Source organism: Streptococcus hepaticus (assembly GCF_043656315.1).
Lineage (GTDB): Bacteria > Bacillota > Bacilli > Lactobacillales > Streptococcaceae > Streptococcus > Streptococcus hepaticus.
Genome location: NZ_JBINIY010000061.1, coordinates 1 through 270, shown reverse-complemented (window position 1 = coordinate 270; position 270 = coordinate 1). Strand labels below are relative to the sequence as shown.

The 270-nt window shown below is 51.1% G+C and carries 3 tRNA genes; all 3 read right to left on the bottom strand.

The features are described 5' to 3' along the window. Positions 1-72 (bottom strand) — tRNA-Glu (locus ACHUFA_RS11125). A 9-nt stretch (positions 73-81) separates the two neighbouring features. Continuing rightward, positions 82-155: transfer RNA gene (locus tag ACHUFA_RS11120), tRNA-Ile, on the bottom strand. 40 nt (positions 156-195) lie between these two features. Next, a tRNA-Gly gene (locus tag ACHUFA_RS11115) sits at positions 196-266 on the bottom strand. Positions 267-270: the final 4 nt, after the last annotated feature.

The following is a 270-nucleotide window of genomic DNA, read 5'->3' as shown; positions in this document are numbered from 1 at the left end:
TAGTCCGTACGGGATTCGAACCCGTGTTACCGCCGTGAAAAGGCGGTGTCTTAACCCCTTGACCAACGGACCATATTATAATGGGCACGAGTGGAATCGAACCACCGACCTCACGCTTATCAGGCGTGCGCTCTAACCATCTGAGCTACGCGCCCAAACATTCTAACTGAATGAGTGGTATTGGACAGAGTCCAAAGCGGGTGACGAGAATCGAACTCGCGACAACAGCTTGGAAGGCTGTAGTTTTACCACTAAACTACACCCGCTAAA